The sequence below is a fragment of the Streptomyces viridosporus genome (assembly GCF_002078235.1).
Taxonomy (GTDB): Bacteria; Actinomycetota; Actinomycetes; order Streptomycetales; family Streptomycetaceae; genus Streptomyces; species Streptomyces viridosporus.
The window spans coordinates 36923-60004 of sequence record NZ_MSGP01000062.1 but is presented as its reverse complement, the minus strand read 5'-3'; the positions used below and the strand labels follow the sequence as shown (position 1 = coordinate 60004).

The 23082-nt window shown below is 69.0% G+C and carries 24 protein-coding genes; 12 read left to right on the top strand and 12 right to left on the bottom strand.

From position 1 onward, the window contains the following. Both B7L92_RS04680 and B7L92_RS04675 read right to left on the bottom strand, forming a co-directional pair. Positions 1-152, bottom strand: a 152-nt coding sequence (locus B7L92_RS04680) for a DUF5326 family protein (RefSeq protein WP_107501373.1), incomplete at its 3' end; no start/stop codon positions are given. A 149-nt stretch (positions 153-301) separates the two neighbouring features. After that, a complete protein-coding gene (locus B7L92_RS04675) occupies positions 302-619 on the bottom strand; it encodes a cupin domain-containing protein (protein WP_004986019.1) in 318 nt (105 codons plus the stop codon). A gap of 61 nt (positions 620-680) precedes the next feature. Between B7L92_RS04675 and B7L92_RS04670 the strand changes: the two genes are divergently transcribed. The 6 genes from B7L92_RS04670 to B7L92_RS04645 all read left to right on the top strand — a co-directional run bounded on the left by B7L92_RS04670 (position 681) and on the right by B7L92_RS04645 (position 5677). Beyond that, positions 681-1058 carry a phage holin family protein gene (locus tag B7L92_RS04670; protein WP_081236207.1) on the top strand — a complete coding sequence of 126 codons (378 nt, stop codon included), beginning with the start codon at positions 681-683 and terminating at the stop codon, positions 1056-1058. 5 nt (positions 1059-1063) lie between these two features. Then, positions 1064-1555 carry a low molecular weight protein-tyrosine-phosphatase gene (locus B7L92_RS04665; RefSeq protein ID WP_081236206.1) on the top strand — a complete coding sequence of 164 codons (492 nt, stop codon included), beginning with the start codon at positions 1064-1066 and terminating at the stop codon, positions 1553-1555. Beyond that, entirely contained in the window at positions 1552-2724 is a 1173-nt protein-coding gene (locus B7L92_RS04660) for a cystathionine gamma-lyase (protein WP_081236205.1), read from the top strand. Before B7L92_RS04665 ends, B7L92_RS04660 begins: the two co-directional genes overlap by 4 nt. Positions 2725-2955: 231 nt before the next feature. Further along, positions 2956-3861 carry a LysR family transcriptional regulator gene (locus B7L92_RS04655; protein WP_081236204.1) on the top strand — a complete coding sequence of 302 codons (906 nt, stop codon included), beginning with the start codon at positions 2956-2958 and terminating at the stop codon, positions 3859-3861. Positions 3862-3948: 87 nt separating this feature from the next. Continuing rightward, on the top strand, positions 3949-4431 hold the full coding sequence (locus tag B7L92_RS04650; protein ID WP_004986011.1) for an NUDIX domain-containing protein: 483 nt from the start codon (positions 3949-3951) through the stop codon (positions 4429-4431). 379 nt (positions 4432-4810) lie between these two features. Continuing rightward, entirely contained in the window at positions 4811-5677 is an 867-nt protein-coding gene (locus tag B7L92_RS04645) for a GNAT family N-acetyltransferase (protein WP_081236203.1), read from the top strand. A 97-nt stretch (positions 5678-5774) separates the two neighbouring features. Here B7L92_RS04645 and B7L92_RS04640 read toward each other — a convergent pair whose 3' ends face one another. After that, a complete protein-coding gene (locus B7L92_RS04640) occupies positions 5775-6194 on the bottom strand; it encodes a GlcG/HbpS family heme-binding protein (protein ID WP_081236202.1) in 420 nt (139 codons plus the stop codon). Positions 6195-6298: 104 nt separating this feature from the next. Continuing rightward, positions 6299-7507: an MFS transporter gene (locus B7L92_RS04635; protein ID WP_081236201.1), complete on the bottom strand. Its 1209-nt coding sequence runs from the start codon at positions 7505-7507 to the stop codon at positions 6299-6301. 140 nt (positions 7508-7647) lie between these two features. On the opposite strand from B7L92_RS04635, the gene B7L92_RS04630 reads away from it, so the two are divergent. Both B7L92_RS04630 and B7L92_RS04625 read left to right on the top strand, forming a co-directional pair. Continuing rightward, positions 7648-8112 carry a MarR family winged helix-turn-helix transcriptional regulator gene (locus tag B7L92_RS04630; protein ID WP_004986007.1) on the top strand — a complete coding sequence of 155 codons (465 nt, stop codon included), beginning with the start codon at positions 7648-7650 and terminating at the stop codon, positions 8110-8112. A 57-nt stretch (positions 8113-8169) separates the two neighbouring features. Further along, positions 8170-8622, top strand: a complete 453-nt coding sequence (locus B7L92_RS04625) for a GNAT family N-acetyltransferase (RefSeq protein WP_081236211.1) — start codon at positions 8170-8172, stop codon at positions 8620-8622. A 73-nt stretch (positions 8623-8695) separates the two neighbouring features. On the opposite strand, the gene B7L92_RS04620 is transcribed toward B7L92_RS04625, so the two are convergent. Both B7L92_RS04620 and dnaB read right to left on the bottom strand, forming a co-directional pair. After that, positions 8696-10084: a serine hydrolase domain-containing protein gene (locus B7L92_RS04620; protein WP_081236200.1), complete on the bottom strand. Its 1389-nt coding sequence runs from the start codon at positions 10082-10084 to the stop codon at positions 8696-8698. Positions 10085-10458: 374 nt separating this feature from the next. Next, positions 10459-11934 carry a replicative DNA helicase gene (dnaB, locus tag B7L92_RS04615; RefSeq protein ID WP_081236199.1) on the bottom strand — a complete coding sequence of 492 codons (1476 nt, stop codon included), beginning with the start codon at positions 11932-11934 and terminating at the stop codon, positions 10459-10461. A gap of 460 nt (positions 11935-12394) precedes the next feature. On the opposite strand from dnaB, the gene B7L92_RS04610 reads away from it, so the two are divergent. Continuing rightward, positions 12395-13732 carry an MATE family efflux transporter gene (locus B7L92_RS04610; RefSeq protein ID WP_081236210.1) on the top strand — a complete coding sequence of 446 codons (1338 nt, stop codon included), beginning with the start codon at positions 12395-12397 and terminating at the stop codon, positions 13730-13732. 149 nt (positions 13733-13881) lie between these two features. Here B7L92_RS04610 and rplI read toward each other — a convergent pair whose 3' ends face one another. The 4 genes from rplI to rpsF form a co-directional block, all read right to left on the bottom strand. Then, positions 13882-14328 carry a 50S ribosomal protein L9 gene (gene rplI / locus B7L92_RS04605; RefSeq protein ID WP_081236198.1) on the bottom strand — a complete coding sequence of 149 codons (447 nt, stop codon included), beginning with the start codon at positions 14326-14328 and terminating at the stop codon, positions 13882-13884. A gap of 18 nt (positions 14329-14346) precedes the next feature. After that, positions 14347-14583: a 30S ribosomal protein S18 gene (rpsR, locus tag B7L92_RS04600; RefSeq protein WP_003949403.1), complete on the bottom strand. Its 237-nt coding sequence runs from the start codon at positions 14581-14583 to the stop codon at positions 14347-14349. Positions 14584-14625: 42 nt separating this feature from the next. Further along, a complete protein-coding gene (locus B7L92_RS04595; protein ID WP_016825495.1) occupies positions 14626-15198 on the bottom strand; it encodes a single-stranded DNA-binding protein in 573 nt (190 codons plus the stop codon). A 76-nt stretch (positions 15199-15274) separates the two neighbouring features. Next, positions 15275-15565, bottom strand: a complete 291-nt coding sequence (gene rpsF, locus B7L92_RS04590) for a 30S ribosomal protein S6 (protein ID WP_081236197.1) — start codon at positions 15563-15565, stop codon at positions 15275-15277. 318 nt (positions 15566-15883) lie between these two features. On the opposite strand from rpsF, the gene B7L92_RS04585 reads away from it, so the two are divergent. The 3 genes from B7L92_RS04585 to B7L92_RS04575 all read left to right on the top strand — a co-directional run bounded on the left by B7L92_RS04585 (position 15884) and on the right by B7L92_RS04575 (position 18599). Continuing rightward, positions 15884-16198, top strand: coding sequence for a hypothetical protein (locus B7L92_RS04585; RefSeq protein WP_081236196.1), 315 nt, complete (start codon positions 15884-15886; stop codon positions 16196-16198). Between the two features lie 164 nt (positions 16199-16362). Then, entirely contained in the window at positions 16363-17484 is a 1122-nt protein-coding gene (gene femX / locus B7L92_RS04580) for a peptidoglycan bridge formation glycyltransferase FemX (protein ID WP_004985976.1), read from the top strand. 83 nt (positions 17485-17567) lie between these two features. Further along, a complete protein-coding gene (locus B7L92_RS04575; protein WP_081236195.1) occupies positions 17568-18599 on the top strand; it encodes an alanine racemase in 1032 nt (343 codons plus the stop codon). A 116-nt stretch (positions 18600-18715) separates the two neighbouring features. Here the strand turns inward: B7L92_RS04575 and B7L92_RS04570 are convergent, their stop codons facing one another. Then, positions 18716-20224: a glycosyltransferase family 87 protein gene (locus B7L92_RS04570; RefSeq protein ID WP_081236194.1), complete on the bottom strand. Its 1509-nt coding sequence runs from the start codon at positions 20222-20224 to the stop codon at positions 18716-18718. A gap of 99 nt (positions 20225-20323) precedes the next feature. Continuing rightward, a complete protein-coding gene (locus B7L92_RS04565) occupies positions 20324-23008 on the bottom strand; it encodes a transglycosylase domain-containing protein (RefSeq protein ID WP_255310753.1) in 2685 nt (894 codons plus the stop codon). Between the last annotated feature and the right edge of the window lie 74 nt (positions 23009-23082).

Sequence of the window (23082 nt, the reverse complement as noted above, 5' to 3'; positions counted from 1 at the left end):
CCGACCAGCGCGACGAAGACCAGCACCTTGAAGAGCAGCCCGATCACGAAGCCGACCACACTCGCTATCAGCCCGCCGAACACGACCAGGGCGATGATCGGCACCGCGACCCACTTCACCCACCACGGCAGTTCCGCGACAATCTCTCGCATCGCCTTGTCCTTTGCCTCTCCGCCCGCCGAGTACCGGGTCGTGTCGATGATGTCCTGCACTCGATGCTAGGGCCGGGGACGGTCCGACGGGGGCCTCGGATCCCTTGTCGTCCCCTGACCCGTCCCCTAGGGAACCCCGAGGCCGCGGCTCAGCTCTCCGGGGGAGAGAACACCACCAGCACCCGCAGGTCCTCACTGATGTGGTGGAACTTGTGCGGCACGCCGGCCGGTACGTACACCACGCTGCCGCGTGCCACCTGGGTGGTCTCCGTACCGACGGTGATCGCCGCCCGGCCGCTGACGACGAAGTACACCTCGTCCTGGCGGTGCGGCTGCTGCGGATCCTGTTCACCCGCGTTCAGGGCGTAGAGGCCGACCGACATGTTCCGCTCCCGCAGGAACTGGAGGTACGCCCCGTCGTTGGCGGCGCGTTCCGCCTCCAGTTCGTCCAGCCGGAATGCCTTCATCGCCTCGTCCCGCCCCCTGGCTCACTGCTCATGTCCGATCCTGTCTGCCACGATCAGACACATGAAGAATTTCCTAGTCAAGACGATCGCCAATGCCGGCGCCCTGGCGGTCGCGGTGTGGCTGCTCGACAAGATCACCCTGACGGGTGACAGCACGGGCAAGGAGATCGGCACCCTGGTCCTGGTCGCACTGATCTTCGGTCTGGTGAACGTCCTGGTCAAGCCGGTGGTGAAGCTCCTGAGCGTGCCCCTGCTCATCCTGACGCTGGGCCTGTTCACCCTGGTGGTGAACGCGCTGATGCTGCTGCTCACCTCCTGGCTCGCCGGTCTGTTCGACCTGAGCTTCCACGTCGAGGGCTTCTGGACGGCCGTGCTCGGCGGCCTGATCGTCTCGGTCGTCTCCTGGGCGCTCAACGTCGTCCTGCCCGACGAGGACTGAGCGCGATGACCTACCGCGTCTGCTTCGTCTGCACCGGCAACATCTGCCGTTCACCGATGGCCGAGTCCGTCTTCCGGGCGCGCGTGGCCGAGGCCGGGCTGGACGGCCTGGTCGAGGTCGACAGCGCCGGCACCGGCGGCTGGCACGAGGGCGACGGCGCCGACCCCCGCACGGTGGCCGTCCTGCAGGAGAACGGTTACGGCACCGACCACACGGCCCGGCAGTTCGACCCGGCCTGGTTCGCCCGCCTCGATCTCGTCATCGCGCTCGATTCCGGCCACCTCAGGGCGCTGCGCCGCATGGCCCCCACGGAGCGGGACGCGGACAAGGTGCGCCTGCTGCGTTCCTACGACCCCGCCGCCGGTGACGATCCGGACGTACCGGACCCCTACTACGGGAACGCGGACGGCTTCGACGACTGTCTCCGCATGGTGGAGGCGGCGAGCACCGGCCTGCTCACCGCGGTACGCGAGCACGTGGAAGGACGAGCGGCATGAACGATTCGGCAATCGAAGGCGTCCCCGGGGCCGCCGCACCCGGTTCCCCCTGTGGTGACGGCACCCGCGCGGTGCGGGCCGGGCTGCCCGAGCCGGTCAAGCACGAGCCGACCCTGCCCGGGCCCGTGTTCGCCGCCCACTTCCACCTGCCGGGCGACCCCACCGGCCCGTACACCTACGGCCGGGACGAGAATCCGACCTGGACGCTGCTGGAGCGTGCCGTCGCCGAGCTGGAGGCGCCCGGACAGGACGGGGTCGAGGCCCTGGTGTTCGCCTCGGGCATGGCCGCGATCTCCTCGGTGCTCTTCTCCCAGCTCCGCGCCGGGGACACCGTCGTCCTGCCGAGCGACGGGTACCAGGTATTCCCCCTGGTACGTGCCCAGTTGGAGACGTACGGCATCGAGGTACGCACCGCGCCGACGGGTGGTGACGCCCAGCTCGAGGTCCTCGACGGTGCGAAGCTGCTGTGGCTCGAGACACCGTCGAATCCCGGGCTGGACGTGTGCGACGTACGGCGGCTCGTCGAGGCGGCACACGCGCAAGGCGCCCTGGTCGCCGTCGACAACACCCTCGCGACGCCGCTCGGCCAGCGCCCGCTGGAACTCGGTGCCGACTTCGCGGTGGCCAGCGGCACCAAGCAGCTCACCGGGCACGGAGACGTCCTCCTGGGGTACGTCACCGGCCGCGATGCCGAGGCCATGGCCGCCGTCCGCCGCTGGCGCAAGATCGTCGGTGCCGTTCCCGGGCCCATGGAGGCCTGGCTGGCGCACCGCTCCCTCGCCACGCTCCAGCTGCGCGTCGACCGGCAGAACGCCACCGCCCTGGTCCTCGCCCAGGCGCTGCGGAAGCGGCCCGAGGTGACGGGGCTCCGTTACCCGGGGCTGCCGGACGACCCCTCGCACAAGATCGCCTCGCAGCAGATGCGGCGCTATGGGTGCGTGGTGTCCTTCACGCTGCCCACCCGCGCGCGTGCCGACCTCTTTCTCGACAGGCTGCGGCTCGTGGACGACGCGACGAGCTTCGGTGGCGTGCGCTCGACCGCGGAGCGGCGCGGCCGGTGGGGCGGGGACGCGGTGCCGGAGGGTTTCGTCCGCTTCTCCGTGGGCGCCGAGGACCCCGAGGACCTGGTGGCGGACGTGCTCCGCGCACTGGACGAATCCGCTGGCTGAGGGCCGGTGCGGTCGGGCCGCCAGGTGTTCCGCTCGTCGTGACGGACGGTCCGAGCCTCCCCCCTCGTGGCTCGGACCGTCCCCGGTTCCGCGCGCGAAGAACCGCGCGCACTAGGCTAGTTGACTCACTGTCAGTGTCCAATCACAGTAGCGACAGCGACCTATCGACTTATTTATAGTTGGGCCTGCCCGGGGCCGGCAGCGGGGCTGACGAGAAGGGGATGACACGGCGTGGATCTGGCCTTGCTGCGGACCTTCGTGACCGTGCACCGGGCCGGCTCCTTCACTCGTGCCGCCGCCCTGCTCGGCCTCTCCCAGCCGGCCGTCACCTCCCAGATCCGGACGCTGGAACGGCAGCTGGGGCGGCCTCTGTTCCTGCGGCAGGCCCGCGGCGTGACACCGACGTCCATCGGGGACGAACTCGCCCACAAGGCGGCACCGCACCTCGACGCCCTCGTGGAGATAGCAGAATCCGGTCTCGAGGAGGACTCCTCCTTACGCACCCTCCATCTGGCCGGTCCTCCGGAGTTCACCGCCGAGCGGGCGCTGCCCGTGCTCACGGAGCTGGCCGGCGACGACGGCCAGGGCTTCGCCCTGCGCGCCTCCTTCGGCACCGCCGAGGAAACCCTGGAAGGGCTGGCCGCCGGACATCATGATCTGGCCATCAGCACGCTCCGGCCGCGTGGTGCCCTGCTCTCGGCGACCGCGCTCTGCGACGAGGAGCACGTTCTGATCGCCGCTCCGCGCTGGGCCGGGCAGATCGGCCCCGGCGCCCTCCGCCGCACCGGGACAGCCGTCCTGGAGCAGGTCCCGGTGATCGAGGTGCACGAGTCGCTGCCGTTCGTCTCCCGCTACTGGGCCTCCGTGTTCGACTCCCGCCCGGTCAGCCCGGGGACCGTGATCGTCCCGGATCTACGGGCAGTGCTGACCTGCGCCGTAGCGGGCGCGGGGCTGGCGGTACTGCCCCGTTATCTGTGCACGGCGGCGCTCGAGCGGGAAGAGGTGATCACCCTGTACGAACCGACGGTGCCCCCGCTGCGCACCTACTTCCTGGCGGCCCGCACCGGCACCCTGGCCATGCCGCACATCGCCCGTGCCCACGAGCGGTTGCAGCAGGCGGCCACCGACTGGTGCTGACCTTCCGGACGGACGACCCGTTCCGGGAACCCGGTTGATGACGTTGCGCGAGGTTTCACGTGGAACCATCCGGGCCACATTTCCCCCATGACCGTCCGACCCGTGGTCAAGCGCACCGCTCGTGCCGTTCTGCTGGACGACGACCATCTGATCCTGATCAAGCGCACCAAGCCCGGCGTGGATCCCTACTGGGTCACCCCCGGCGGCGGAGTCGAGCCGGATGACCCGACAGTCGTCGACGCCCTGCACCGAGAGGTGTACGAGGAACTCGGTGCCAAGATCACCGATGTGGTGCCCTGTTTCGTCGACACCGTGGAGCACATCGGTGAGGACGGAGGCACCACCGGTGTGAAGGTGCAGCACTTCTTCGTGTGCCGCCTGGCATCCATGGATCCGTCCCTCCGGCACGGGCCGGAGGTCGACGAACCCGCCGGCGAGTACGAGATCGTCCGTGTGCCGTTCACCCGTGTCGGCATCGCCTCGGTCCATCTCGTACCGCTCTCGCTGCGGCACTATCTCGACGGCAACATCGAGGGTGTACGCGCGATGCACGCCCCCGACCTCGGCTGACGTCCGAGGCCGCCGCGTTGGGCACGCCTGCCGGGCCCACCGGCTCCATGAACGGTCCGGCGGGGAAACGTGACCCGCACATCGCGTGTGCACCCCAGCCGATGAGCCGTTCCACGAAGGATGAGCCGTTCCATGAAGAAGGAAAGAAAGGAAGGAAGGGACAGCGACACCAGGGCGCGGTGGTCATCGTTCCGTGTGAGCTCCGCCCCGATCTCCCGGCGTGGCGGGAGAAACGGTCTATGGGGCGTCCTTGCGGTTTCACGTGAAACATCCCCCGCCCGGGCACGCGTTCCGTCATCGGCCGCGGCATGGCCGAAAGCGGGCCGAGCCTCCGGAAACAGGTGGACGTCCCTGCCCCCGGTCGGACAGCCTGACCTGCGTGTCGACACCTTCCCTTATCTCTCTGCCCATCCGCCGTCTGACGCTCCGCGATCTCACCGCCTGCGCCGACTTGTCCGAGGACCGGGGGTGGCCGCGGGAGGAGCACAAGTGGGGACTCCTCCTCTCGGCCGGAAAGGGTTACGGCATCGACGACCCCGAGGGTGGTCTGGTGACCGCCTGCGTCGTCACCGAGTACGGGCCACAGGAGCGTCCCGACCTGGGAGCCATCGGCATGGTCCTGGTCGCCGAACGGCATGCCCGTCAGGGGGTGGGGCGTCGGCTGATGCGCCACGTCCTCTCGTCGATGGGCACCACGCCGCTCACTCTGTACGCGACCCCTTACGGCCGTCCTCTCTACGAGGAACTGGGCTTCAAGGTCACCGGCCGGGCGGAGATGCTGCGAGGTCGCTTCGTCCCCACAGGAGCACAGCACGAGGTCGCCACCCGTGCCGCGACCGCCGAGGACCTCCCCGCGATCCTCCGGCTGGACGAGGAGGTGTTCGGGACCGACCGCACCCACGTCATCGCCCGCTTGCCCGCCTTCGCCGACCGGTTGCGGGTCGCCGAGGAGGACGGACGGCTCATCGGATATGCGGCCGCCTGGCCCAACATGGACACCCATGTCGTCGGCCCGCTGATCGCCCGCGACACCCCGACGGCTCAGGCGCTCCTCGCCTCCCTCGCCGCCCACACGGACCGGCCACTGCGCACCGACATCGACGTACGGCACGAAGAGCTGCTGGGCTGGGCGAAGGAGCACGGGCTGGCGTCCGTCACGCTCCATGCCGTCATGACCTACGGAATCACGGAGCTGCCCGGGGACTGGGGACGCCGGTTCGCCCCGGTGACGGTCGCGGCGGGCTGACGTCTGACCGCCGAGACCTGACACCCGTCCGCCGACACGACGACGCCGGCGCCCGACAGGATCGGGAACCGGCATCGTCGTGTCGCGGGGCCCGTCGTCAGGCGAGGGTCTCCACGGCGGACGTGGCGAAGGCGTGGTCCTGCTCCGGGGCCCCGCCGCCGACGCCGATCGCACCGATCAGCCGGCCGTCGCGCCGGATGGGCACACCCCCGGCGATGAACAGCAGCGGCCGGTCGAGCGCGGTGGGAAGGGTGTGGAAGAGGCCCCCGGGCTGCACGGCGTCCACGAGGTCGGCGGTGGGCGCGTCCAGCTGGAGAGCGGTGTACGCCTTGCGGGTGCTGGTCTCGCCGGAGATCAGCACGGCGCGGTCGTCCCTCCGGAACGCGAGCAGGTTCCCACCGGCGTCGAGGACGGTGACGCTGACCGTGACACCGGTGGCCTCGGCGGCCCGGTGTGCGGCGGTGATGAGGGTTTCGGCGTCCGCGATGGTGAGCGGGGCGACGGCGATGGTGCTCATGAAGAGGTTCTCCTCGGAGTACGGGTGTGGTCGGTTGTGCGGTGGAAGGAAGCACGGACGGATGCGGGGGCGGCCCTGGCCCCGCACCGGGCGGGTCCCGCGGATCAGTGGGAGACGGCGGTCCGCTCCCCTGCGGGCACCGAGCCGGCGGGCACGGTGCCGGTGACCTGGTCGCGGCGCTCGAGGGCGGCCGAGACGAAGGCCAGTACCAGGGCACTGGCGGCAAGGAGTGCGCCGACCCAGTTGGGCGCGGTGTAACCGAGGCCCGCGGCGATCACGATGCCGCCGAGCCAGGCGGACAGCGCGTTGCCGAGGTTGAAGGCACCGATGTTCACGGCCGAGGCCAGGGTGGGGGCACCGTGCGCCTGGTCGAGAACACGCTTCTGCAGCGGCGGAACCGTGGCGAAGCCCAGGGCACCGATCAGGGCGATGGTGACGGCCGCGACGATCTTGTTGTGCGCGGTCAGGGTGAAGAGCGCGAGGACGACGGCAAGGGCGCCCAGCGACACGTACAGCATCGGCATCAGGGCGCGGTCGGCGTACCTGCCGCCGATGAGGTTGCCGCCGACCATGCCGAGGCCGAAGAGGACCAGCAGCCAGGTGACGGATCCGTCGGCGAAGCCGGCGACGTGGGTCATCATCGGCGCGATGTAGGTGATGGCCGCGAAGACGCCGCCGAAACCGAGGACGGTCATCGCCATGGCGAGCAGAACCTGGACGTTCTTGAAGGCGGCCAGCTCGTGGCGCAGCCGTACGCCCTCGGGCTTGGACATGTCGGGCACGAGCCGGGCGATGCCGGCCAGACCGACGAGACCGAGGGCGGCGACGACACCGAAGGTGACGCGCCAGCCGATGGACTGCCCGATGAGCGTGCCCAGCGGGACGCCGATGACGTTGGCGACGGTCAGCCCCGTGAACATCATGGCGATGGCTCCGGCCTTCTTGTCCGGGGCGACCAGATCGGCCGCGACCACCGAACCGATGCCGAAGAAGGCACCGTGGGCCAGTGAGGCGACCACCCGCCCGATCAGCATGACGCCGAAGACCGGGGCCAGCGCCGAGAGCAGGTTTCCGGCGATGAACAGGCCCATGAGCAGCATCAGCATGCGCTTGCGGGAGACCTTGGTGCCGAGCACGGTCATCAGCGGTGCGCCGAACACGACGCCCAGGGCGTAGCCGGTCACCAGATGGCCGGCTGTGGGGATGGAGACACCGAAGTCACCCGCGACCTCGGGCAGCAAGCCCATGATCACGAATTCCGTCGTTCCGATCCCGAAGGCCCCGATCGCGAGGGCCAGAAGCGCGAGAGGCATGGGAGAGTGGACCTTCCAAGTAGTTGCAGGAGCGCTTTAGGTGTCATCACAATAATTGCACACGCGGGTTATTTGCAAACGCCGTATATTGCGCCCTTGCTCTACCCTGGTGTCAGCAGCTCCTGGACGGAGGAAACGCCATGACAGCCACGGACCCCGCACTCACCGCCCTCGCCCAGGGCTGGTGCGCCCTCTCCCTGCTGCACGGAAAGATCGAGACGCACATCGAGCGCGCCCTTCAGGCCCGGCACGACCTGAGCGCGCGGGAGTACTCCCTGCTCGACGTGTTGAGCCGGCAGCACGACGGCGAGGGCGGCCATCTGCAGATGAAGCAGGTCGCCGACGCGGTCGTACTCAGCCAGAGCGCGACCACCCGCCTGGTCACGCGGCTCGAGGACCGCGGCCTGCTGGAGCGCTATCTGTGCCCCACTGACCGGCGCGGCATCTACACCAACGTGACGGAGTCCGGCCTCAAGCTCCTGGAGGAGGCCCGGCCGACCAATGACACCGCCCTGCGCGAAGCCCTCGACGAGGCGGCGGAGAACCCGGAACTGGCCCCGCTGGTCAGGGCGGTGGAGACGCTGAAGGCTCCCGTACCCGCCTGACGGTCGCGCCGGAATCGGCATCACCCGTTCCGGCCGCGCCTGCGTAGGGTGGCCGACATGGGAGACCTTGACATACGTGCCGCGGCGGCCGCCGACATCCCCGCGATCGTCGGCATGCTCGCGGATGACCCTCTGGGCGCGCAGCGCGAGTCGCCGGACGACCTCGGTCCGTACCTGGCCGCCCTGGAACGGCTCAGCACGGACCCGAACCAGAACCTGGTCGTCGCCGTCCGCGGAGACCGTGTCGTCGGCACGCTCCAGCTCACGATCGTTCCCGGGCTGTCCCGTCGTGGCGCCACCAGGGCGATCATCGAGGGGGTTCGCATCCACGCCGACGAGCGCGGCAGCGGCCTGGGAACCCGGCTCATCGAGTGGGCGATCGACGCCTCCCGTCGCCACGGCTGTCACTTGGTCCAGCTGACCTCCGACAACACCCGCACCGATGCCCACCGCTTCTATGAGCGACTCGGCTTCACGGCCTCACACGTGGGTTTCAAGCTGCAGCTGTGACAGCGGGACGAGGGGCTCTGTTCCACGTGGAACAGAGCCCCTCCCAGGCCCCGGACAACCGGGGCCCACCGGCCTACCGGATCCCCTGCCACCCGCCCGGTTCCACTCCACCCGGCACGGGAGCCCTTTCGTCGTACGGCTGACGCGTGAACACGAACGACCCGAGGTCGAGGTGGCTCACCGACCCGTCCGGTCGCCGTACGGGCTTCAGGAGCTCTCCGGCGTAGTAGCCCTCCAGACCCGTCCAGGTACCGTCCCCGTTCGAACGGAAGCGCGAACGCCGGCCGATGCCGGACAGCGGTTCCAGCGAGACGCCATCATCGGCCGACCACCGCAGCGCGAAGGCCTGGGTGCCCCAGTACCACTGCCCCACCAACTCCAGTACCGCCGCCGGTTCGGCTTCCCGCAGCGGCCGCCAGGGAGCGGGGATGCGAGGCTCCGCCTCCGCGACGATCCGGACGAGATCGGCGGCGACCGTGAACGGCGCCGGCCCCGAGGTGCAGTTGGCCAGGACCACCGCGGCGACATCGTCCACCACGCTGATCACCAGGCAGGCGAGAAAGCCCGGCAGCGACCCGGTGTGCCCGACGAGAGTCCGCCCGTCCTGGTGGCGGATCTCCAGGCCCAGACAGTACGCATAGCCGCTCGCCACGTCCGCCGTCCCCATCGACGCCGCCGGTGTCCTCATCTCCCGCAACGACTCGGCGCTCAGCACCCGGTCGTCACCGCCGGCCAGGAAGGCCGCGAAGCGCGCCAAGTCATCGGTGGTGGACCACAGTTGCCCGGCGGGCCCCATCCGTCCGAGATCCTCCACGGGCTCAGGCAGCATCACGTCGGCCCACGGATGCACCGCCCAGCCCTCCGCGTGCGGCGCCTCGGGATGCACGCTCGTACGACGCAGCCCCAGGGGTTCGAGCACTTCGCGCCGAAGCACCTCCTCCCACGAGGCGCCGCGCACCTTCTCGACCAGTGCACCGAGCAACGCGTATCCGGGGTTCGAGTAGTGGAACCGCCGGCCGACGGGGTGCACGAAGGGCCGCTCGCCCAGCACGTCGGCGAGGTCGGGCCGCAGGGTGCCGGGGGTCCGCTCCCACCAAGGGCCGGGTGTCTCGGCGGCCAGCCCGCCGCTGTGTGCGAGCAGTTCGGCGATGGTCGCCTCGCCCGCGCCCGTCCCCGGCAGGTGCTCCTCCAAGGGGTCGCCGAGATCGAGCACCCCCTCGTCGCGGAGCCGGAGGACCAGAACAGCGGTGAAGGTCTTGGTGATCGAACCGATCCGGTACTGGACGTTCCCGTCCGGAGCCTGCCCCTCCACCGATGTCCGTGCCCCCGTCCACACGGCTTCCCCACCCCGCACCACGGTCGCGACGAGCGACGGCGCACGCCCTTCCGCCTGGGCGACGGCGATCCGGTGCAGCAGTGCACGACGCGTTCCCGGCAACAGTTCTTCCTGAGGTGTCGTCATGCCCTCAGTCCACCAGGAACTTCACATCCTCCGTTGCCCCCCGAGCGGTGACAGGACCGCGTGGGAAGAGGGGAAGAGGGAGCGTGCGGCTCCCCCACGGCCACCGGATCACCCCGTACGACTCCGTCGGCCACGCTTCAGCTTCACCGGGCTCCCGCCCGGTGCGAACTCCGGAAGGTCGGCCGGCCGAGGTCCCCGGGCCCGTGGTGGGCGACTGCTGCTCCTGTCAGCAGGGCCCGGTGACGACCTCCGCATGACCGGTGCCACCCCTCCGCGGGGTGGTGGACCAGGCCGACAGCAGTGAGCGCGGCGCTCGGAACGTCCCGACCACCTCGGGGAAATGACATGGCGCCGGAGACCCCGCGGAAACCCGATCAGGTCTGTGCCATGTCCACGAAGCGCGAGTAGTGGCCCTGGAAGGCGACCGTGATCGTCGCGGTCGGGCCGTTTCGGTGCTTGGCCACGATGAGGTCGGCCTCGCCCGCGCGCGGGGACTCCTTCTCGTAGGCGTCCTCGCGGTGCAGCAGGATGACCATGTCGGCATCCTGCTCGATGGACCCGGACTCACGCAGGTCGGAGACCATCGGCTTCTTGTCGGTGCGCTGCTCGGGACCACGGTTGAGCTGGGAGAGGGCGATGACCGGGATCTCCAGCTCCTTGGCGAGCAGCTTGAGGTTACGGGACATGTCCGAGACCTCCTGCTGACGGCTCTCGGCGCGTTTGGAGCCGCCGGACTGCATCAGCTGGAGGTAGTCGATGATGACCAGCTTCAGGTCGTTGCGCTGCTTCAGACGGCGGCACTTCGCGCGGATCTCCATCATCGACAGGTTCGGGGAGTCGTCGATGTAGAGCGGCGCCGCCGAGACGTCCGGCATCCGGCGTGCCAGGCGCGTCCAGTCCTCGTCGGTCATCGTGCCGGACCGCATGTGGTGCAGGGCGACCCTGGCCTCGGCGGACAGCAGGCGCATCGCGATCTCGTTGCGCCCCATCTCGAGCGAGAAGATGACGCTCGGCAGGTTGTGCTTGATCGACGCGGCCCGCGCGAAGTCCAGCGCGAGCGTCGACTTGCCCATCGCGGGACGCGCGGCGATGACGATCATCTGTCCCGGATGCAGGCCGTTGGTCAGCGAGTCGAAGTCGGTGAACCCGGTCGGCACACCGGTCATCTCACCGCTGCGCGATCCGATCGCCTCGATCTCGTCGAGCGCGCCCTCCATGATGTCGCCGAGCGGGAGGTAGTCCTCGCTGGTGCGCTGCTCGGTGACCGCGTAGATCTCGGCCTGGGCCCGGTTGACGATCTCGTCGACGTCGTCGTCGGCCGCGTATCCCATCTGCGTGATGCGCGTACCGGCCTCGACCAGACGGCGCAGCACGGCACGCTCGTGCACGATCTCCGCGTAGTACGCCGCGTTGGCCGCCGTGGGCACCGTCTGGACGAGGGTGTGCAGGTACGAGGCCCCGCCGACCTTGTTGATCTCGCCCCGCTTGGTCAGCTCCGAGGCGATCGTGATGGGGTCGGCCGGCTCGCCCCTGGCGTAGACGTCGAGGATGGCCGTGTAGACGGTCTCGTGGGCCGGCTTGTAGAAGTCGTGGCCCTTGAGGATCTCGACGACGTCGGCGATGGCGTCCTTGGACAGCAGCATGCCGCCCAGAACGGACTGCTCGGCCTCGAGGTCCTGCGGCGGCACCCGCTCGAACGCGGAGCCTCCGCCGTCCCACACACCGCTGTCCCGGCCACGGTCGTGCTGCTCGTCGCGGCCACGGCCGCCGCCTTCGCGGCGGGAGGCGGGCAGACGATCACTGGGGCCGCTGTCGGCCCACGGATCGTCCAAGGGCTCGGAAATGCTCACCGAGCCACCTCCTCCCGTCCGCCGAGCGGACCTCGCCGCGCCCTCTTGTTCTACGGCACGGCACTGACAGATAAGAGGCCCAACTCCGGTTGCCGCGCGCCGGTTTTGCGGGGGTTCTCGAAGTCGGCGGACGGAGCGAGCGCCGGACCACCGTAGGCCCGTCGGCAGCGTCAGCCAATCTGGTTATCCACAGCCCCTGTGGACGACCGCCCCAATGCTGTGGAGAAACCCGCGAAACCTGTGCACGACCCGGTGGACAGCCCTGTGAACAAGACCGCAAGGCACTCCACAACACACGCCTGACCTGCACGTTTACCGTCCACCGGCTGTGCAGAAGAAAAACTTCCCCAGTCGGATCAAGATCACTTCGAGCGGCGTGCACAAGCCCGTACCCCAAGCCACGAAGTAAGGGTCATGAGAGCTTTGCATCTCTTACCTGTGGACGATTAGATTGGTGCACATGACACAGGCCCCCGCGCGCCCCCGAGCCGCCCGACGGCAGCACGACAGAGAGATCGTCCTGCTGGCCGTACCGGCCTTCGGCGCCCTCGTCGCCGAGCCGCTCTTCGTCATGGCCGACAGCGCCATCGTCGGCCACCTCGGCACGGCACAGCTCGCCGGTCTCGGCATCGCCTCGGCCCTGCTGATGACCGCCGTCAGCGTGTTCGTCTTCCTGGCCTACGCCACGACTGCCGCCGTCGCCCGGCGCGTCGGGGCGGGCGACCTCCAGGGAGCCATCCGCCAGGGCATGGACGGAATCTGGCTGGCCCTGCTGCTCGGTGCCGCCGTCATCGCCGTCGTCCTGCCCACGGCGCCGGGCCTCGTCGATCTCTTCGGCGCCTCGGAGACAGCGGCGCCCTACGCGATCACCTATCTGCGCATCTCCGCGCTCGGCATACCGGCCATGCTCGTCGTACTCGCCGCGTCGGGTGTCCTGCGCGGGCTGCAGGACACCCGGACACCGCTCTACGTCGCCGTCGCCGGTTTCCTCGCGAACGCCGTGCTCAATGTCGGGCTGGTCTACGGCGCCGGCCTCGGCATCGCGGGCTCCGCCTGGGGCACCGTCATCGCCCAGTGCGGCATGGCCGCGGTCTACCTGACCGTGGTGCTGCGCGGGGCACGCAAGCACGGTGCCTCCCTGCGCCCGGACTCCGCCGGGATCAGGGCGTCGGCTCAGGCCGGCGTCCCTCTGCTGGTGCGCACCCTCTCCCTCAGGGCCATCCTGATGATCACGACAGCCGTCGCCGCCCGCCTGGGCGACGCCGACATCGCGGCCCACCAGATCATCCTCTCCCTCTGGAGCCTCCTCGCCTTCGCACTGGACGCCATCGCCATCGCCGGTCAGGCCATCATCGGCCGTTATCTGGGAGCCGGCGACGCCCAGGGTGCCCGTGAGGCGTGCCGTCGCATGGTGGAGTGGGGCATCGCGGTAGGAGTCGTGCTCGGCGTGCTGGTGGTACTCGCCCGCCCGGTGTTCCTGCCCCTGTTCACCAGTGACGCCACCGTCAAGGACGCGGCGCTGCCCGCTCTGGTGCTCGTGGCGCTCTCCCAGCCGATCTGCGGCATCGTCTTCGTCCTGGACGGGGTTCTGATGGGTGCGGGCGACGGGCCGTATCTGGCATGGGCGATGCTGCTGACCCTGGTGGTCTTCACGCCGGCCGCCCTGCTGGTCCCCGTGCTCGGGGGCGGACTCACCGCGCTGTGGGGCACGATGACGCTCATGATGTCCGTGCGGATGCTGACTCTGTGGCTCCGCAGCCGCTCGGGCCGCTGGGTCGTCACGGGTGCGACGCGCTGACCGTTTCATGTGAAACACCGCGTTTCGCCTGCAGCACGCACCGCCCGTCGGCCGGTCTCGTCCACCTTTACACCCGTGGACACGACGACAGGGGCCGCACCCTCGAAAGGGTGCGGCCCCTGTGCTCACTGCTTCAGCGAGCGCGGCGTTCAGGCCGCGACGACCTCGATGTTGACCTTGGCGGCAACCTCGGGGTGCAGACGCACGGACGTCTCGTGAGCGCCCAGCGTCTTGATCGGCGCCCCCAGCTCGATGCGGCGCTTGTCGACCTCGGGTCCACCGGCGGCCTTGATCGCGGAAGCGATGTCGGCCGGGGTGACGGAGCCGAAGAGACGACCGGCGTCGCCGGAGCGGACGGCCAGGCGGACCTTGACCCCCTCGAGCTGGGCCTTCACCTGGTTGGCCTGCTCGATGGTCTGGATCTCGTGGATCTTGCGAGCACGACGGATCTGCTCGACGTCCTTCTCGCCGCCCTTGGTCCAGCGGATCGCGAGCTTGCGCGGGACCAGGTAGTTGCGAGCGTAACCGTCCTTGACGTCGACGACGTCGCCCGCGGCACCGAGGCCGGAGACCTCGTGGGTGAGGATGATCTTCATGAGTCGGTCACCCTTCCCTTAGCGCGCAGTGGAGGTGTAGGGCAGCAGCGCCATCTCACGGCTGTTCTTGACGGCCGTGGCGACGTCACGCTGGTGCTGCGTGCAGTTGCCGGTCACGCGGCGGGCACGGATCTTGCCGCGGTCGGAAATGAACTTCCGCAGCATGTTCGTGTCCTTGTAGTCCACGTACGTGACCTTGTCCTTGCAGAATGCGCAGACCTTCTTCTTCGGCTTGCGCACAGGCGGCTTCGCCATGATGTTTCTCCTGTGTGATCAAGAAGTGCGGGTACGGCCCGCCTAGAAGGGGGGCTCGTCCGAGTAGCCGCCACCGCCGCCGGAGCCGCCGCCCCAGCCGCCGCCCTGCTGCTGGCCACCGGCGGGAGCGCCGGTCGCCCAGGGGTCGTCGGCGGGAGCGCCGCCCTGCTGCTGGCCGCCGCCGGGGCCGCCGCCCCAGCCGCCGCCCTGCTGGCCGCCACCGCCGCCGTAGCCGCCCTGGCCACCGCGGCCGGTGGTCTTGGTGACCTTGGCCGTGGCGTTGCGCAGGCTGGCGCCGACTTCCTCGACGTCCAGCTCGTAGACCGTGCGCTTGACGCCCTCACGGTCCTCGTAGGACCGCTGCTTCAGCCGGCCCTGCACGATGACGCGCATGCCTCGCTGGAGCGACTCGGCGACGTTCTCCGCCGCCTGGCGCCAGACCGAGCAGGTCAGGAACAGGCTCTCGCCGTCCTTCCACTCGTTCGTCTGACGGTCGAAGGTGCGGGGAGTCGACGCGACACGGAACTTCGCGACGGCCGCACCGGACGGGGTGAAGCGCAGCTCGGGGTCATCGACAAGGTTGCCGACGACCGTGATGACGGTCTCGCCTGCCATGGGGGAACCTCTCGGCGGGTTTGCTGCTGGCTGCTTGTGCTGCTACTCGAGTCCCGGGACCGACTGAGCGGGAGGCTCAGTGGATCTCGGGGCGGAGGACCTTGGTCCGGAGGACCGACTCGTTCAGGTTCATCTGGCGGTCGAGCTCCTTGACGACCGCAGGCTCGGCCTGCAGGTCGATGACCGAGTAGATGCCCTCGGGCTTCTTCTTGATCTCGTACGAGAGACGACGACGGCCCCAGGTGTCGACCTTCTCGACCTTTCCGCCACCGTCACGGACGACGGAAAGGAAGTTCTCGATCAGCGGGGAGACAGCACGCTCCTCGAGATCGGGGTCGAGGATGACCATCACCTCGTAGTGACGCATGTGGAACCCACCTCCTTTGGACTCAGCGGCCACGGTCGTTCCGTGGCAGGAGGGTCGTGATGCGTTGCGCAACGATGTCTGTCAGTACAACAGCCGCCACTGACAATCGGGGTCGGTCGGCGGCCTTCCGGGCCGGCCGGGACGGACCGTGGTCCTGCCCCGCTTCTCGGCCGGCGTTGTCCGGACGGACATCGGTGCGGACGGTACAGGGTACCCACACTGCGGCTTCCGGTTGAAATCCGGCCGGGGTGCCCGTCAATCTGTACGCATCGGGTGTGTATGGCGCTACGATGCGCCGCCTTTCGCAGGAGGTGCCCTATGGCACAGGCAATGCGACCCAACACCGCCGGCGGCCTTTTCGCCACGGACGGCAAGTCCCATCCACTCCAGGGCGCCCTGCTCGCGGTGACCCTGGTGCTGGGGATCACGTCCTTCATCACGGCGATGTTCCACCATCTGCACCTGCTCAGCTCCTGGACCGGTCTGGTGGGAATCCTCACCGGCGCGTACGGCCAGTGGATCTCGGTGACGACGCGTGAGCGCTTCGGTCTCATCCTGGGCCTCGGTGCCGCGGCGGTCGGGTTCTTCCTGGGCATGGCGCACGGTGGCCTCTTCGGCGGGCTCGTCGACTGACGTCGGACACCCCTTCCGAACACCGTCGAACACCTCGCCCCGGCAACAGGCCGGGGCGAAGGCCCTGTGCGCCCATCCAGGGCGCTCCCCGGGCGCAGTAGGCTTCGCGCGAGAGCCGGAGCCCCTGACCCCATGGGGACACACCAGCCCGAGGAGCGCCCCGAATGAGCCTGACCCTGAGGACCATCAGTCGAGAGCAGCATCTGGCGTACATCCAGAGCCTGCCGTCGGCGAGTCACATGCAGGTTCCGGCCTGGGCGGACGTCAAGGCGGAATGGCGCTCGGAGAACCTCGGCTGGTTCGACGACCGGACCGGTGAGATGGTCGGCGCCGGGCTCGTCCTCTACCGGCAGCTGCCCAAGATCAAGCGCTACCTCGCCTATCTGCCCGAGGGCCCGGTCATCAACTGGTTCGCGCCGAACCTCCAGGAGTGGATCGAGCCGATGCTCGCGCACCTGAAGCAGCAGGGCGCGTTCTCGGTGAAGATGGGTCCGCCGGTGATCATCCGGCGCTGGGAGGCCTCGACCATCAAGAAGGGCATCCAGGACCCGGACGTGAAGCGTCTGCGTGACCTGGAGGCCGACTTCATCGAGCCCCGCGCCTTCGAGGTCTCCGACAAGCTGCGCCGCATGGGCTGGCAGCAGGGTGAGGACGGCGGCGCCGGCTTCGGCGACGTCCAGCCCCGCTACGTCTACCAGGTGCCGCTGGCGAACCGCTCCCTGGAAGAGGTCCACAAGAACTTCAACCAGTTGTGGCGCCGCAACATCAAGAAGGCCGAGAAGGCCGGCGTCGAGGTCGTCCAGGGCGGCTACGAGGACCTGGCCGAATGGCAGCGGCTGTACGAGATCACCGCCGTGCGCGACCACTTCCGGCCCCGCCCGCTGTCGTACTTCCAGCGCATGTGGACGGCCCTCAACACCGAGGACCCCAACCGCATGCGGCTGTACTTCGCCCGGCACAACGGCGTGAACCTGTCCGCGGCGACGATGCTGATCGTCGGCGGGCACGTCTGGTACTCCTACGGAGCCTCCGACAACATCGGCCGTGAGGTCCGGCCCTCGAACGCGATGCAGTGGCGGATGCTGCGCGACGCCTACGCGCTCGGCGCCACCGTCTACGACCTGCGCGGCATCTCGGACTCCCTGGACGAGACCGACCACCTCTTCGGTCTGATCCAGTTCAAGGTCGGCACGGGCGGCCAGGCCGCCGAATACCTCGGCGAGTGGGACTTCCCGCTGAACAAACTGCTCCACAAGGCGCTCGACATCTACATGTCGCGCCGCTGACCTCTGCTTCGTCGCTCCGACGGCTTCAACAGCTTCCACACCTCTGATACACCGCAGCCACGAGAAAGGTTCCAGGTCCGGCCATGGCGCTCACGCTCTACGTCGACACCGCGCGCTGGCGGGCGCATCACAAGCACGTGCAGGAGCAGTTCCCGGGACTCGTCCCGGTCTGCAAGGGCAACGGCTACGGCTTCGGCCACGAGCGGCTGGCCGAGGAGGCCACACGGCTGGGCTCGGACGTCCTCGCCGTCGGCACGACGTACGAGGCCGCCCGGATCAAGGACTGGTTCAGCGGTGACCTGCTGGTGCTGACGCCGTACCGGCGCGGCGAGGAGCCCGTACCGCTTCCCGACCGGGTCATCCGCTCGGTGTCGTCGGTCGACGGCGTGTACGGACTGGTCGGCGCCCGGGTGGTCATCGAGGTGATGTCCTCGATGAAGCGGCACGGCATCAGCGAGCAGGACCTGCCCCAGCTGCACGCCGCCATAGAGAACGTCCGGCTGGAGGGCTTCGCCATCCACCTCCCGCTGGACCGCACCGACGGCTCGGACGCCGTCGAGGAGGTCATCGGCTGGATGGACCGCCTGCGGGCGGCCCGCCTGCCGCTGCACACGATGTTCGTGAGCCACCTCAAGGCTGACGAACTCGTCCGGCTGCAGCAGCAGTTCCCGCAGACCCGCTTCCGCGCCCGGATCGGCACCCGGCTGTGGCTGGGGGACCACGAGGCCACCGAGTACCGCGGTGCGGTCCTGGACGTCACACGCGTCGCCAAGGGGGAGCGGTTCGGCTACCGGCAGCAGAAGGCCGCCTCCGACGGCTTCCTGGTGGTCGTGGCGGGCGGTACGTCGCACGGGGTGGGCCTGGAGGCCCCCAAGGCGCTGCACGGCGTCATGCCGCGCGCCAAGGGCGTCGCCCGCGCCGGACTCGCCACCGTGAACCGGAACCTCTCCCCGTTCGTCTGGGGCGGCAAGCAGCGCTGGTTCGCCGAACCGCCGCACATGCAGGTGTCGATCCTGTTCGTGCCGACGGATGCGCCGGAGCCGAAGGTCGGCGAGGAACTCGTGGCCCATCTCCGGCACACCACCACGCAGTTCGACCGCCTGATCGACCGCTGAGCGCACCGGGGGCGGCCGGGGGCCCGCCCTCGCACGGGCAGTGAGAAGGCCGTACACGGGTGACCCGTGTACGGCCTTTCGTCTGCCTCGGTGGTCGCGTGCCCCGGCCCGTTCGCTCAGAGCGAACTGCCCGTGGCTCCGGTCGTGCCCCACTTGACCCGTGGTCCCTCGAAGTGGACCGCGTGCCGCATGGGGTGGGCCGCGGGACCGAGCACGAACACGTCCTCGGCTCCGTCGAGCACCCCGCCCGACGGGTCGTCCTCACCCGACCGCCGTACCGGGTCCCGCTCCGGCATCAGGATGTCGCGCACGACCATGACGCACAGGTACAGCGTCCCCAGCAGATGAAGGCCGATGGCCCAGTGATAGCCGTCGGTGGGCAGTCCCTTGTGCGCGTCCCCGCTGGTCGTGTACGCGAGGTACATCCAGATGCCCAGGAAGTACGCCACCTCGCAGGCCTGCCAGACGAGGAAGTCCCGCCACTTCGGCCGGGCGAGGGCCGCCAGCGGCACCAGCCACAGGACGTACTGCGGCGAGTAGACCTTGTTGGTGAGGATGAACGCCGCGACGATCAGGAAGGCGAGCTGGGCGAACCGCGGCCGGCGCGGGGCCGTGAGCGCGAGCACCGCGACGCCCGCACAGCAGAGCAGCATCAGGAGCGTGGCGAACGTGTTGACGTTCTCGGTGCTGAGCGGATCGCTCGAGTTCTGGGCCATGATCAGCCAGAAGGACCCGAAGTCGACGCCCCGCTCCTGGCTGAACGTGTAGAACTTCGACCAGCCCTCGAAGGCGAAGAGCATGACGGGCACGTTGACGACGGCCCAGGCGACGACCGCGCCCCCCAGGGCCTTTCCGTACTCCCGCCAGCGGCCCGCGCGCCAGCACAGCACCAGCAACGGCCCGAGCAGCAGCACGGGATAGAGCTTGGCGGCCGTGGCGAGCCCGAGGAGGACGCCGAAGGCGAGGGAACGCCCCCGCGACCACATCAGCATCGCCGCGGCCGTCAGGGCGACGGCCAGCAGGTCCCAGTTGATGGTCGCGGTCAACGCGAAGGCGGGCGCCAGCGCGACCAGCAGAGCGTCCCAGGGCCGCCGGGCGTGCGTACGGGTCACGCAGACGGCGATGACGGCCGCGCATGCCATGAGCATCCCGGCGTTGGCCATCCAGTACCACTGCGCCTGGTCCTGGAGGCTGCCGCTGCCGGGCGTGAGCCAGGCGGCGACCTCCATGAACACGCCGGTCAGCACCGGGTACTCGAGGTACTGCATGTCCCCGGGGAGCTTGTCGAAGTACGGCACCAGTCCGTCGGCGAAGCCGCGCCCCTGGTAGAGGTGGGGGATGTCCGAGTAGCAGGCATGCGTGTACTGGGAGCCGGCCCCGAAGAACCAGCCTCCGTTGTAGCAGGGCGCTTTCTGCACCAGGCCGAGGGCGAACATGCCGATCGCCACGAGCGCGATGACCCGGACCGGGGACCACCAGGACGTCCCGGTCAGGGCACGCCGCCCGAGCGGACCGCCGATCAGCTCACTGCCGGCGGCGGCGACCCGGTCCTCCCGGGTCGGCCGTACCGGCTGGGGCTCGTGGTCGCTCGCTTGCGTCGATTCTCCACTGGGCATGTCGCACATCCTGCCGTACGCGGCCGGGGATACGCCGAGGGCCGCCGTACCCGAGGGGTACGGCGGCCCGTGTTTCACGTGAAACACCCAAACCGGGCGATAGGCGGGCTAGCTGCCCGGACCTCCGAAGAGACCACCACCGTTGTTGTTGCCGTTGCCTCTGTTCTCCCCGGGCTCATCCGAGTCCGTGGGCGTCGGCGACCCGGTCACTCCTCCGTCCGTGCCACCGGTGTCGGCACCGCCCGTTCCGGTGCCGCCCGTGTCGTCGTCGTCCTTGCACCTGAAGTCGAACGGCCTGCACGTGTTGGTGGCCGTAGGAGTCGGAGTGGTCTCGGTCTCCGTGGGCGTCGGACTCGTCGACGGGGTCGCCTCCTCGGTTTCGGTGGGCGTGGGGGTGGGCGTCGGCGTCGGATCGTCGTTGATGATCACCCCGATGGGCTCGGGGATCGGGAACTTCTTCGCCGGCTGCCCCTTCAGCGCATTCCCCATGTAGTCCGCCCAGATTTCGGACGGGAACGAGGAACCGTGGATCTTCTTCTGGCCACCCGTTCCGAACATCTTCAGGAACTGGCGGTCCTTGATGGTCTCGTCGTCGGGGTACCGGAACATGCTGATCGCGGTGGACAACTGCGGGGTGTACCCGACGAACCAGGCGGACTTGTTGCCGTCGGTCGTACCGGTCTTTCCGGCCACCTCGCGGCCGTCGAGCTGGGCGTTGCTACCGGTTCCCTCTTCGACGACGGTCTTCAGGACGTCCGTGATGTTGTCGGCGACCTTCGCGGTGAACGCCTGCTCCGTCACCGTCTTGTGGGTGAAGACCGTGCCGTTCTTGCTCGTCACCTTCTTCACCGAGAACGGCTCGCGCTGCTTGCCGCTCGCCGCGAACGTGGCGTACGCGCCTGCCATGCGGATCGCGCTGGGGTTGGAGGTACCGATGGAGAACGAGGGGTAGTCGGTACCGGCGAGACTGCTCTCCAGGACACCGGCGTCGACCGCCGCCTCCTTCACCTTGTCCAGGCCGACGTCCATGCCGAGCTGCACGAAGGAGGAGTTCACCGAAAAGCGCATCGCCTCACGCAGGTCGATCTTGTAGTCGGGCGGCGAGCCGTATGTCTTGTCGCCGTCATTGACCTGTTCCCACTGCTCGCCCTTCTCGTTCTGCCAGACGTTCCCGTTGTACTCCTGGATCTTGAGCCTGTTCTTGCCGTTGTAGAGGCTCTTCGGGGACACGAGGGTGCGCTCGTCCTGTGCCTGCACCGGGTCCAGGTCCGGGTCCCGGACGCCCCACTTCATGGCCGCCGCCAGCACGAACGGCTTGAACGTCGAACCGACCTGGGCACCGGTCTCGTCGGCGTTGTTGGTGAAGTGCTTGGTCGCGTCCTCACCGCCGTAGATGGCCTTGATCGCGCCGGTCGCGGGGTCCACCGATGCCCCACCGAACTGGACGTGGGTGTCCGTGTCCGGTCGCTCCTCGGGCTTGATGTTCTTCTTGTAGACCTTCTTGATCGATTTCTCGAGTTCCTCGACCTTCTCCTTGTCGAAGGTCGTGTAGATCGAGTAGCCGCCCTTCGCCAGATCGGCCTCGGTGATGCCGGTCTCTTCGCTGTTGTTGATGATGTACGCCTTGGCCAGGTCGACGAGGTAGCCGGTCTGACCGCTCAGCGCCGTGTTCGACCGCGGGTTCTGCCACTTGGGCAGCTTGGTGTGCTTGGCCCGCTCCTCGGCACTCAGGTGCTCGTACTCGACCATCTTGTCCAGCGTGTCCTGCATCTGCCTCAGGGCACGGGCCCGGTTCTTCTCGGGAGTGGCCTCGACCCGGTCGATGGAGCTCGCGCCGGCCGGGTCGTAGTAGGTGGCGCCCTTGAGCACCGCCGCCAGGAGGGCGCACTCGCCCGCGTCCAGGTCCTTGGCGTCCTTGTTGAAGTACGCGCGGGAGGCCGCCTGGATCCCGTAGGCCCCGCGACCGTAGTACGCGGAGTTCAGGTAGCCCTCGAGGATCTTGTCCTTGGGCTCGGTGGTGCCCACCTTGACCGAGACGAAGATCTCCTTGAACTTCCGGGAGATCGTCTGCGACTGGTCGTCCAGCATCGCGTTCTTGACGTACTGCTGGGTGATCGTGGAGCCACCCTGCGTGTTGCCGCCGCGGGCCATGTTGAACAAGGCGCGGGCGATGCCCTTCGGATCGATGCCGCTGTCGCTGTAGAACGTCTTGTTCTCCTGGGAGATGACGGCGTTCCGCATGTCCTTGGGGATCTGCTCGAGACCGATGATCTGGCGGTTGCGCTCACCGCCCGTGGCGACCATCGGCGAGTCGTCGGACCAGTAGTAGACGTTGTTCTGCGCCGTGGCCGTCAGGGCGAGGTTGGGCACCTCCACCATGGCGTAGCCGATTCCCGCAACGGCCACCAGACTTCCGAAGAAGCCGATGCAGAGCCCGGAGACGAGTTTCCAGGACGGCATCCAGCGGCGCCAGCCGTCCTTGTCGTAGCGGGGATAGTCGATCATCCGCTTCTTGCCGGGAGGCGCCGCGCGCCCTCTGCCACGTCCGGGCCCGGTGGAACCGGCCCGGCGGCTCCCGCCTCTCTGTGCCGCGCGTCGCGCCTCGGCGCGACTTCCATACGTACGGCCCTCATCCCCCGGGCCGCGGGCACCCGACCCATAGGAATCGGACGGAGACCCGGTGGCGCCTCGCGGTGCCGCGCGGCGGCCGGAGGACGAGCCGGACTGGCCGCGTCGGGCCGCGGCACGTCCGCCTCCCTGCGGCTGCGGCGGTTTGCGACGGTGCTCGCTCATCGAACGACTACTCCTCGGGCAGGCGCACCCTTGCGCGCCTGGCAACGGCGGCTGGTTTCCGGTCCCCCCGAAGT

Coding starts and splice junctions, on each gene's coding strand:
- B7L92_RS04675 (WP_004986019.1), bottom strand. CDS start 619: ATGAAGGCATTCCGGCTGGACGAACTGGAGGCGGAACGCGCCGCCAAC.
- B7L92_RS04670 (WP_081236207.1), top strand. CDS start 681: ATGAAGAATTTCCTAGTCAAGACGATCGCCAATGCCGGCGCCCTGGCG.
- B7L92_RS04665 (WP_081236206.1), top strand. CDS start 1,064: ATGACCTACCGCGTCTGCTTCGTCTGCACCGGCAACATCTGCCGTTCA.
- B7L92_RS04660 (WP_081236205.1), top strand. CDS start 1,552: ATGAACGATTCGGCAATCGAAGGCGTCCCCGGGGCCGCCGCACCCGGT.
- B7L92_RS04650 (WP_004986011.1), top strand. CDS start 3,949: ATGACCGTCCGACCCGTGGTCAAGCGCACCGCTCGTGCCGTTCTGCTG.
- B7L92_RS04640 (WP_081236202.1), bottom strand. CDS start 6,194: ATGAGCACCATCGCCGTCGCCCCGCTCACCATCGCGGACGCCGAAACC.
- B7L92_RS04635 (WP_081236201.1), bottom strand. CDS start 7,507: ATGCCTCTCGCGCTTCTGGCCCTCGCGATCGGGGCCTTCGGGATCGGA.
- B7L92_RS04630 (WP_004986007.1), top strand. CDS start 7,648: ATGACAGCCACGGACCCCGCACTCACCGCCCTCGCCCAGGGCTGGTGC.
- B7L92_RS04625 (WP_081236211.1), top strand. CDS start 8,170: ATGGGAGACCTTGACATACGTGCCGCGGCGGCCGCCGACATCCCCGCG.
- B7L92_RS04620 (WP_081236200.1), bottom strand. CDS start 10,084: ATGACGACACCTCAGGAAGAACTGTTGCCGGGAACGCGTCGTGCACTG.
- B7L92_RS04610 (WP_081236210.1), top strand. CDS start 12,395: ATGACACAGGCCCCCGCGCGCCCCCGAGCCGCCCGACGGCAGCACGAC.
- rplI (WP_081236198.1), bottom strand. CDS start 14,328: ATGAAGATCATCCTCACCCACGAGGTCTCCGGCCTCGGTGCCGCGGGC.
- rpsR (WP_003949403.1), bottom strand. CDS start 14,583: ATGGCGAAGCCGCCTGTGCGCAAGCCGAAGAAGAAGGTCTGCGCATTC.
- B7L92_RS04595 (WP_016825495.1), bottom strand. CDS start 15,198: ATGGCAGGCGAGACCGTCATCACGGTCGTCGGCAACCTTGTCGATGAC.
- rpsF (WP_081236197.1), bottom strand. CDS start 15,565: ATGCGTCACTACGAGGTGATGGTCATCCTCGACCCCGATCTCGAGGAG.
- B7L92_RS04585 (WP_081236196.1), top strand. CDS start 15,884: ATGGCACAGGCAATGCGACCCAACACCGCCGGCGGCCTTTTCGCCACG.
- femX (WP_004985976.1), top strand. CDS start 16,363: ATGAGCCTGACCCTGAGGACCATCAGTCGAGAGCAGCATCTGGCGTAC.
- B7L92_RS04575 (WP_081236195.1), top strand. CDS start 17,568: ATGGCGCTCACGCTCTACGTCGACACCGCGCGCTGGCGGGCGCATCAC.
- B7L92_RS04570 (WP_081236194.1), bottom strand. CDS start 20,224: ATGTGCGACATGCCCAGTGGAGAATCGACGCAAGCGAGCGACCACGAG.
- B7L92_RS04565 (WP_255310753.1), bottom strand. CDS start 23,008: ATGAGCGAGCACCGTCGCAAACCGCCGCAGCCGCAGGGAGGCGGACGT.